Source organism: Lysinibacillus sp. NPDC056959, from assembly GCF_042674095.1.
Lineage (GTDB): Bacteria > Bacillota > Bacilli > Bacillales_A > Planococcaceae > Lysinibacillus > Lysinibacillus zambalensis.
The window spans coordinates 29,189-37,865 of record NZ_JBHURE010000011.1 but is presented as its reverse complement, the minus strand read 5'-3'; the positions used below and the strand labels follow the sequence as shown (position 1 = coordinate 37,865).

Annotated in this window: 6 protein-coding genes; all 6 read right to left on the bottom strand. The window is 38.8% G+C overall.

The genetic code is table 11. The features are described 5' to 3' along the window. Nucleotides 1-461: 461 nt before the first annotated feature. Complete coding sequence (locus ACFTQ7_RS14020) at nucleotides 462-2,372, bottom strand: AraC family transcriptional regulator (RefSeq protein WP_386829473.1); 1,911 nt, start codon at nucleotides 2,370-2,372, stop codon at nucleotides 462-464. A 125-nt stretch (nucleotides 2,373-2,497) separates the two neighbouring features. Beyond that, entirely contained in the window at nucleotides 2,498-3,781 is a 1,284-nt protein-coding gene (rho, locus tag ACFTQ7_RS14015; RefSeq protein ID WP_349660652.1) for a transcription termination factor Rho, read from the bottom strand. A 331-nt stretch (nucleotides 3,782-4,112) separates the two neighbouring features. Further along, complete coding sequence (gene glpX, locus ACFTQ7_RS14010; protein ID WP_079559386.1) at nucleotides 4,113-5,072, bottom strand: class II fructose-bisphosphatase; 960 nt, start codon at nucleotides 5,070-5,072, stop codon at nucleotides 4,113-4,115. A gap of 95 nt (nucleotides 5,073-5,167) precedes the next feature. Beyond that, nucleotides 5,168-6,454, bottom strand: a complete 1,287-nt coding sequence (locus ACFTQ7_RS14005; protein ID WP_386829470.1) for a UDP-N-acetylglucosamine 1-carboxyvinyltransferase — start codon at nucleotides 6,452-6,454, stop codon at nucleotides 5,168-5,170. 63 nt (nucleotides 6,455-6,517) lie between these two features. Next, on the bottom strand, nucleotides 6,518-7,168 hold the full coding sequence (gene fsa, locus ACFTQ7_RS14000) for a fructose-6-phosphate aldolase (protein ID WP_349660654.1): 651 nt from the start codon (nucleotides 7,166-7,168) through the stop codon (nucleotides 6,518-6,520). A 250-nt stretch (nucleotides 7,169-7,418) separates the two neighbouring features. Further along, complete coding sequence (locus ACFTQ7_RS13995) at nucleotides 7,419-8,273, bottom strand: class II fructose-bisphosphate aldolase (protein WP_386829468.1); 855 nt, start codon at nucleotides 8,271-8,273, stop codon at nucleotides 7,419-7,421. Nucleotides 8,274-8,677: the final 404 nt, after the last annotated feature.

Below are 8,677 nucleotides of genomic sequence, written 5' to 3'. Positions count from 1 at the left end.
TAAACATTTGTTGCTGACGCTTCGCTTTCGCACAGTTAAAACATTTGTCGCTGACGCTTCGCTTTCACGCAGATAAAACATTTGTCGCTGACGCTTCGCTTTCGCACAGATTAAACATTTGTTGCTGACGCTTCGCTTTCGCACAGATTAAACATTTGTTGCTGACGCTTCGCTTTCACGCAGATAAAACATTTGTCGCTGACGCTTCGCTTTCGCGCAGATAAAACATTTGTCGCTGACGCTTCGCTTTCGCGCAGAGCAAGGCTTCCTGCGGGCAAGCGTCGAGCCGCTTCCTCCGCTACGCTTCGTGCAGGTTCTCGTCTGTCTCGCTTTCCCACGAGAGTCGAGTAGCCCTACGCTACAATCAGTTAAAAACGGGAATATATTAGCAAAATAGCAACAAAAAAATCCTTTTATTGCTCAATATTAAATCTATTTTTTCTAATCAACACACCTGATCTTCATTGCTTTTGTTGAGCCTTTGAAAACTCTACTATTTTGTCAGCCATATCTTCGGCTTGATGTAATCCAGAGAGTGGATCAGAAGCAAAATAATATTCTGGTTCTAATTCTATTGTTTTATTATTTTTGACAACATCGAGATTTTTCCAAGTGGAAGGGAATTTCTTCTCTTTATTAAAGAAATTAATAACAAAAACATAATCCCCAACATAGTCTCCTACCACTTCATAGGAAATTTCATAACGCCCACCTGTAGATTCTTTTGTATCGAAAAGCTCCTGTACCTTTTCCTGAGGCTTCATATTAAGCATTTGATAAAGTGCTCTACCACCTGACACACTTGAATTCCCTACAACCGTTGCATTTTTTTCGAATACGTCATAAATAGTAAAAGTAGCTCCTTCTGGGATAACATTATTTATTTTTTCCTGTGCTTGCGCTATACGTTTCTCAAAATCTTGAACAAATGCGTTAGCTTCGTCCTGACGACCTAAATATTCTCCCATCGCTTTAACTTCCTCGGTAGCCGATTTATGCGCTGTTTCCGAAAATACAATAGTTGGAGCAATCTTTTCATATTTTTCTACATCTTCTTTATTCCATGTAATGATTAAATCTGGCTTTAATTCTAAGATCTTTTCTAATGATGCACTCCCATCTGTACCAATATTGGAAATATCACCTTCCTTGTAATAAGATTTTAAAAATGCTGCAAAGTCTAAGTTAGCTGTCACTGCTCCTACTGGAATAACATCCAACGCTAGAATTTGTCCAAGATACCAGTCTGTCACTACCCGTTCTGCTTTAACTGGAATTTCTACTTGTCGTCCACTATCATCTGTCACAGTTCTAGTCTTTACTTCTTCTGACTTAGGCTCATTTTCTTTATGTTCAACAGATTGTTTTGTATCTTCTCCACATGCTGCAAGTAAAACGAATAAACTTAGCAAAAATGGTATCTTTACATGCCTACTTATTTTTTTCATCATTATGTTATTTTCCTCATTTTCAAATTGTTTTGCTTGCGCGAGCTGATTCTTATTGTATTGAAAATGATTCTCATTTGTAATGGCGATTTCGGACAAGTTTGATGTATATTTCAGCCTAAAATTACTTGGTGCCATGTTTGTTGCCTTTTTAAAAACCCGACTAAAATAATATTCATCTTCAAATCCAAGCGAAATAGCTATTTCTTTTATGCCGTATTGATTTTCTACCAAGTAATGCTTCGCCTTTTCTATTCTTAGCTGCTGTAAATAAATTTGTGGACCTACTTCATAACGAGCCTTAAAAATACGTAATAAATGACGTGCACTAATGTTAAGTAAATCAGCAAGTGCCTGTATGGATAAAGATTCATGTAAGTTTTGCTCTATATACAGACGTGCTGCTTCTGCCCTATCAATGTCGTGCGGTTCCCCCTGCCCCTCAGCCAGTTCTCGAAAAACACGGTAGACGAACTCATAAAAGGATGCTTTCACTGATAAATGCTCTTGAATAGAGCCCGACTGCCATTTGCTGTACATATCTTGCAAAATTGTATGTAAGGCTACTGGATTTGCAGGTATACAAGAGAAAGTCGTTTGGAATGGCTGATATTGCATCTGTAAATATTGCATAAAAGCATCTTTGTAAATTACATCCCCTTTATAGGAGATAAGGAAGTAGCTAATGCTATTTGGTGCCGTAATATGAAAGGATTTGGACTTTCCAATATGGAAAATACTAAAGTGCTGTACATGATAAGGTTGCTCATCAATGACAATTTCTGCAGCTCCTGCTGTGATGACAAGGAATGTGCTATTTTTTAAAACCTTTGTCATTCGAACATCGGTATTAATAACATAGTCAATTTGCTTTAACTGGATATTTGCATTTTGCCATAGAAGCATATAAGCGTCATAATTCATTTCCGTCTCCTTTTAAAAATAGAATTATATGGAACTATTATATTGATAATGATTATCAATTTCAATTGTTTTTGATTAAATAAAAAAATCACCATCGACTATTGCTAGTCAATGGTGATTCATGATTATAGTAGGCCTTTGCCTTTAGTAGCTTTTTTCATATCTTCATTTAGCTTATCAAAGAATTCTTCATTTGATTTTGTTGTACGTAATTTTTTCATGAAGCGCTCCGCGAAATCAGGTGCGTCCGAGAATGTTTTACGAATTGCCCATAGCTTTTCAAGTTGCTCAGGCTCAAGTAGAAGCTCTTCCTTACGTGTACCTGAACGGCGGATATCCAGCGCAGGGAAAATACGACGCTCTGCTAATTGGCGATCAAGATGCAGCTCTAGGTTACCTGTTCCTTTAAATTCTTCATAAATGACCTCATCCATACGAGATCCTGTATCTACTAAAGCAGTCGCTAAAATTGTTAAACTACCGCCTTCTTCAATATTACGTGCCGAACCGAAGAATCGTTTTGGTCGATGGAACGCCGCAGGGTCAATACCACCTGAAAGCGTACGACCGCTCGGAGGAATAACTAAGTTATACGCTCGTGCTAAACGTGTAATAGAATCCATTAAAATAATAACATCACGCTTATGCTCAACTAAGCGGCGTGCACGTTCTAACACAATTTCAGCAACTTTTACATGATTTTCTGGAACCTCATCGAAAGTCGAGCTCACTACATCAGCATTCACTGAACGTTCAATATCAGTTACTTCCTCAGGGCGTTCGTCAATTAGTAATACAATTAACTCTGCATCTGGATAATTAGTTGTTATCGCATTCGCGATTTCTTTTAATAATGACGTTTTCCCTGCTTTTGGTGGTGCAACGATCAATCCACGCTGCCCGAAGCCTACAGGTGCCACTAAATCCATAATACGCGTCGATAAATTGCGCTGTGTAGTTTCAAGCTTAATTTGTCGATCAGGATATAAAGGCGTTAATGCAGGGAAATGCACACGTTCTTTAGCTACTTCTGGGTCTTCACCGTTAACAGCGTCTACTTGTAGTAGTCCATAATAGCGTTCATTTTCTTTAGGTGGACGTACTTTACCAGATACCTTGTCCCCATTTCGTAGGTCAAAACGACGAATCTGAGAAGCAGAAATATAAATATCTTCTTTACTTGGAGAATAGTTAATTGGTCGAAGGAAGCCAAAGCCTTCTTGCGAAACAATTTCTAGTACTCCTTCCATAAAGAAATAGCCTTCTTGCTCCGAACGAGTTTTCAAAATAGCAAATATTAATTCTTTTTTCGTTAGCTTGCTATAATATGAAATTTTATATTGGCGTGCTAGGGCATAAAGCTCCTTTAACGTCATGTTTTCTAATTGAGCGATTGTCAATGCAGACATGTGCACAACTCCAGTCTTTTTCAAAATATAATTTTCATTTTTGGGGTTTTCATAGAAGTTTTTTGCGATAGGCCTATATCACCTTGGCATAATTGTTACACTTTACTTTCAATACAATAGCATTTTGCTACATGAAGATAAAGTTAATCTTTTCGTACCTGTCAGCATTTTCAGTTTTTCGTTAGAAATTAAGCAGGGCGATAGATACTTCAATTAACTAGGCAAAGCATTGAAGCATAACATGGCCTTATAAAACTATGGGATGGTTGAAAATTTAGAAGAAGGTACCTAGTGCAAAAAAGATGCACTAGGTATATTTTAGAAGAAAATTTTATTTATAGCTAGGTTTTTTATCAAGAGCGTGACGACCTTCTACAAATCGTACAGTTCCAGATTTAGCTCGCATAACTACTGAATGAGTTAATGCGTAGGCTCCTTTATACTGAACACCTTTTAATAGCTCACAATCTGTTACAGCAGTCGCTGCAAAAATAGCATCGTCACCTTTAACTAGGTCATCTAAATAAAGAACTTTTTCTACGTCTACACCCATTTTTTCGCAGCGTTCTAACTGTTCAGCATCTTCTGGCACTAGCTTCGCTTGGAAGTCTCCACCTAGACATTTTAAAGCAACAGCTGAGATAACACCCTCTGGTGCACCACCTGTACCAAACATAATATCAATGCCAGTTTCATCAAAAGCAGTATTGATAGCTGCTCCAACGTCACCGTCTTGAATAAATTTAATACGTGCTCCAGCTTCTCGGATTTCATCAACAATTGCTTGGTGACGTGGTCGATCTAAAAGTGTAGCTACTACGTCCGAAATATCTTTATTTTTAGCTTTCGCTACTTGTAATAAATTATACGTAACAGAAGCGTTAATATCTACCTTACCTGCCGCTTCTGGTCCTACTGCAATTTTCTCCATGTACATATCAGGCGCGTTTAACAGATTCCCTTTATCTGCAATAGCAAGAACTGTCATTGCACCATTTGTACCCTTCGCTACAATATTCGTACCTTCTAATGGGTCAACTGCAATATCTACTTTAGGACCACCATTGCGTAAGCCAAGCTCTTCACCAATATAAAGCATTGGTGCTTCATCCATTTCACCTTCACCAATCACTACTGTAGCATGCATTGGAATTGTATCGAACATTACGCGCATCGCTGTCGTTGCTGCATCATCTGCCTCAATTTTCAAACCGCGACCCATCCATTTCCCGGATGCGATTGCTGCTGCCTCTGTTACTCGTACTACTTCCATCGATAAACTACGTTCCATTGTCTTATTTGCCTCCCGTTATCGGCATGTTTCTTCGCCGAAACATTCAAATTACCTCTATTGTAACATAGTTAGTTCAAAACTTTTAGCTCTCATTATTCCTTTGTCTCTGCTACACGTGCCATTATTGTTTCACGTCGAATATCAGCGCCTAAATCACGTAATTTCTCAATAAGTGAGCTATACCCACGTTCAATATGATAGATATCGTGAATTTCTGTTTCACCTTCAGCTAAAAGCCCTGCTAATACTAATGCAGCACCAGCACGAAGGTCTGTAGCTGTTACAGTTGAACCTTGTAATTTATTAGGGCCTGTAATAATAGCTGTATTTCCTTCAACGCGTGCAATGGCATTCATACGACGAAGTTCATCAATATGCTTAAATCGAGCTGTATAAATCGTATCTGTTATCTTTGAGGAACCAAATGCTTGAGACATTAATACAGAAAGTGGCTGCTGAATATCAGTCGGGAACCCTGGATACACTAATGTTTTTACATCGACGGCCTGCAATGAGGAAAGGTCCGTTTTGGGCACAAAAATACTTTCTTCATCAATTTCGATTTTTACACCCATTTCACGAAGCTTTGCAATAATCGCCTCTAAATGCAATGGAATAACATTATCAATGGTAATGCCTTCACCTAAAGCGGCAGCCATTATCATAAACGTAGCAGCTTCAATACGATCTGGAATAATCGTATGCTCCGTACCATGAAGCTCCTCTACGCCTTCAATACGGATAACACTAGTACCCGCACCTTTAATATTAGCTCCCATGTTAGTAAGAAGAGTTGCTACATCAATAATCTCTGGTTCTTTTGCTGCATTTTCAATAACCGTACGTCCTTTTGCAAGAACAGCAGCTAACATAATATTAATGGTTGCTCCCACACTGGCAACGTCTAAAAATATTTTGGCACCAATTAATTCATCAGCACGTAAATAAATCGCTCCATGCTCATTCGTAACTTTCGCACCCAATGCCTCAAAGCCTTTAATATGTTGATCAATAGGACGCGGCCCTAAGAAGCAGCCTCCCGGTAAACCAATCACAGCTTTTTTAAAACGCCCAAGCATGGCTCCCATTAAGTAATAGGAAGCACGAAGTTTTTTCACGTTGCCGTTCGGTAATGGTAAAGCAATCATTTCCGTAGGATCAATTGTCATTACGCCATCCTCAAATGACACTTCCCCACCGATTTCCTCTAATAATGCCTTTAACGTCCACGCATCAGAAATTTCTGGTAACCCTCCAATTTTCACTGGAGAGTTCGCCAAAATCGATGCAGGAATTAAGGCGACTGCACTATTTTTTGCACCACTAACTTTTATTGTACCCTGTAGGCGATTTTCGCCTGTAATTTTATAAACATCCATTTTGCGTTCTCCCTCATGATTGGAAAGTAATTTTTTCTGCAATTGGCTCACTATATAATCTTATTATTCGCCTTTTCTCTTATTCCAATCCGCTAAAAATCCTTCAATTCCTTTTTCCGTTAGTGGATGATTGAAAAGTTGCTTTAATACTTTAAATGGAGTAGTCGAAATATGTGCACCTGCAAGTGCTGCAGCTGTTACATGTTGCGGATGACGAATAGATGCAGCAATAATTTGCGTATCGATATTATGGATTGTGAAAATATCTGCAATCGTTTCAATTAGTTCTACACCGTTTTGACCCATATCATCTAAACGACCGATAAATGGTGATACATATGTAGCACCTGCACGAGCAGCCATTAATGCTTGGTTGGCACTAAAGATTAATGTTACGTTCGTTTTAATACCTTTGTCTGCAAAGAAGCGACATGCCTCTAAGCCAGCTGGAGTCATTGGCAGTTTAACTGTAATATTCGGAGCAATTTCAGCCAATTCTAAGCCTTCTTTAATCATACCTTCTGCATCTAGAGCGATTACTTCCCCACTCACTGAGCCATCTACAAGCTCTGAGATTTCACGAAGTCGATCATGGAAAGAAACATTCTCTTCTTTTGCAACTAATGATGGGTTTGTTGTAACACCTGATAAAATACCCCATGCGTGTGCTTCTTTAATCTCTTCAAAGTTTGCTGTATCTATAAAAAATTTCATTATTTTTTCCTCCTAATATCTGTTTTGACTCATCATCCTACTTGAAGTTGATTTCCGTTCTGAGCACTTTCTTAGGACCAATCAGTTGGAACGGCAATCAATTTACTATACAAATTTTGGTGATAAGCCTGCTATTTAAATTTTTGCCGAAAATTTTTTATTTCAAAAACAAGAGAAGGTCGATAACAACATCAACACTTCTCTTATATGTGTATTCATCTCTGTTTTTTTTGCGTATTAGATACTAAAATTATGCTTTTTGCGCACTGCCAAATTCACGGATTTTCCCAATAACTGTCGCTTTAATCGCTTCACGTGCTGGTGCAAGGAATTTACGAGGATCATAAACAACTTTATCGTTTTCAAGAACTTCACGAATTACTTTTGTAGCAGCAATTTGATTTTCAGTATTGACGTTAATTTTTGCTGTACCTAATGAAATTGAACGTTGAATATCTTTTGTTGGGATACCTGTACCACCATGTAATACTAATGGAAGGTCTGCTAAGTTTGAGATTTCTTCCATTTCTTTAAAGCCTAAGTTTGGTTCGCCTTTATAAGGACCATGTACAGAGCCAAGTGCTGGCGCTAAACAATCGATATCTGTCATCTCAACCATTTTACGGCATTCTTCTGGATCAGCGTACATAATACCACCGATTACGCCATCCTCGTCACCGCCTACTGTGCCAAGCTCAGCTTCAACAGAAATACCTTTCGAATGAGCATACTCAACTACTTTTGAAGTAGTCGCAACGTTTTCCTCAAATGGATGATGAGAGGCATCGATCATTACAGAAGTAAAGCCTGCATCAATAGCTTCTTTACATTTTTCAAAGCTTGAACCATGGTCAAGGTGAATAGCTACAGGTACCGTAGTGCCATAAGATTCCATTAAACCTTTTACCATGTGTACAACGGAAATAAATCCGCCCATATATTTTCCTGCACCTTCAGAAACGCCTAGAATAACTGGAGATTTTTCCTCTTCAGCTGCTTGTAAAATTGCTTGAGTCCACTCAAGGTTGTTGATGTTGAACTGACCAACCGCATAACCTTCTGCTTTTGCTTTAATTAACATCTCTTTCATAGATACTAATGCCATACTAAAAATCCTCCTCTTAGGACTATTTTTTCTACATAGATATGCTGTTTAATCATAGCAAAAACAAAGTAACCTGAAAAGCATTTCAGGTTACTTTGTTTTCTGCACGAAAGCGAAGTGCAACGTAGCGGCAGTGCCAACCGTAGTGTAGTGCAACGAAACGAAGGTTACGCGAAAGCGGAGTGACAGCGTCCAACCGTTGTGTAGTGTTAACGGAACAAAGGTTTAGCCCTTGAAATGCGGGGGCTGTTATTTTCTGCACGAAAGCGGAGTGCAACATAGCGGCAGTGCTAACTGTAGTGTAGTTGAACGAAACGAAGGTTACGCGAAAGCGGAGTGACAGCGTCCAACCGTTGTGTAGTGTTAACGGAACAAAGGTTTAGCCCTTGAAATGCGGGGGCTGT

Bases quoted from the DNA above. Each gene is read 5' to 3' on its own strand.
- glpX (WP_079559386.1), bottom strand. From the start codon at position 5,072: ATGGAACGTAGTTTATCGATGGAAGTAGTACGAGTAACAGAGGCAGCA.
- ACFTQ7_RS13995 (WP_386829468.1), bottom strand. From the start codon at position 8,273: ATGGCATTAGTATCTATGAAAGAGATGTTAATTAAAGCAAAAGCAGAA.
- ACFTQ7_RS14020 (WP_386829473.1), bottom strand. From the start codon at position 2,372: ATGAATTATGACGCTTATATGCTTCTATGGCAAAATGCAAATATCCAG.
- rho (WP_349660652.1), bottom strand. From the start codon at position 3,781: ATGTCTGCATTGACAATCGCTCAATTAGAAAACATGACGTTAAAGGAG.
- ACFTQ7_RS14005 (WP_386829470.1), bottom strand. From the start codon at position 6,454: ATGGATGTTTATAAAATTACAGGCGAAAATCGCCTACAGGGTACAATA.
- fsa (WP_349660654.1), bottom strand. From the start codon at position 7,168: ATGAAATTTTTTATAGATACAGCAAACTTTGAAGAGATTAAAGAAGCA.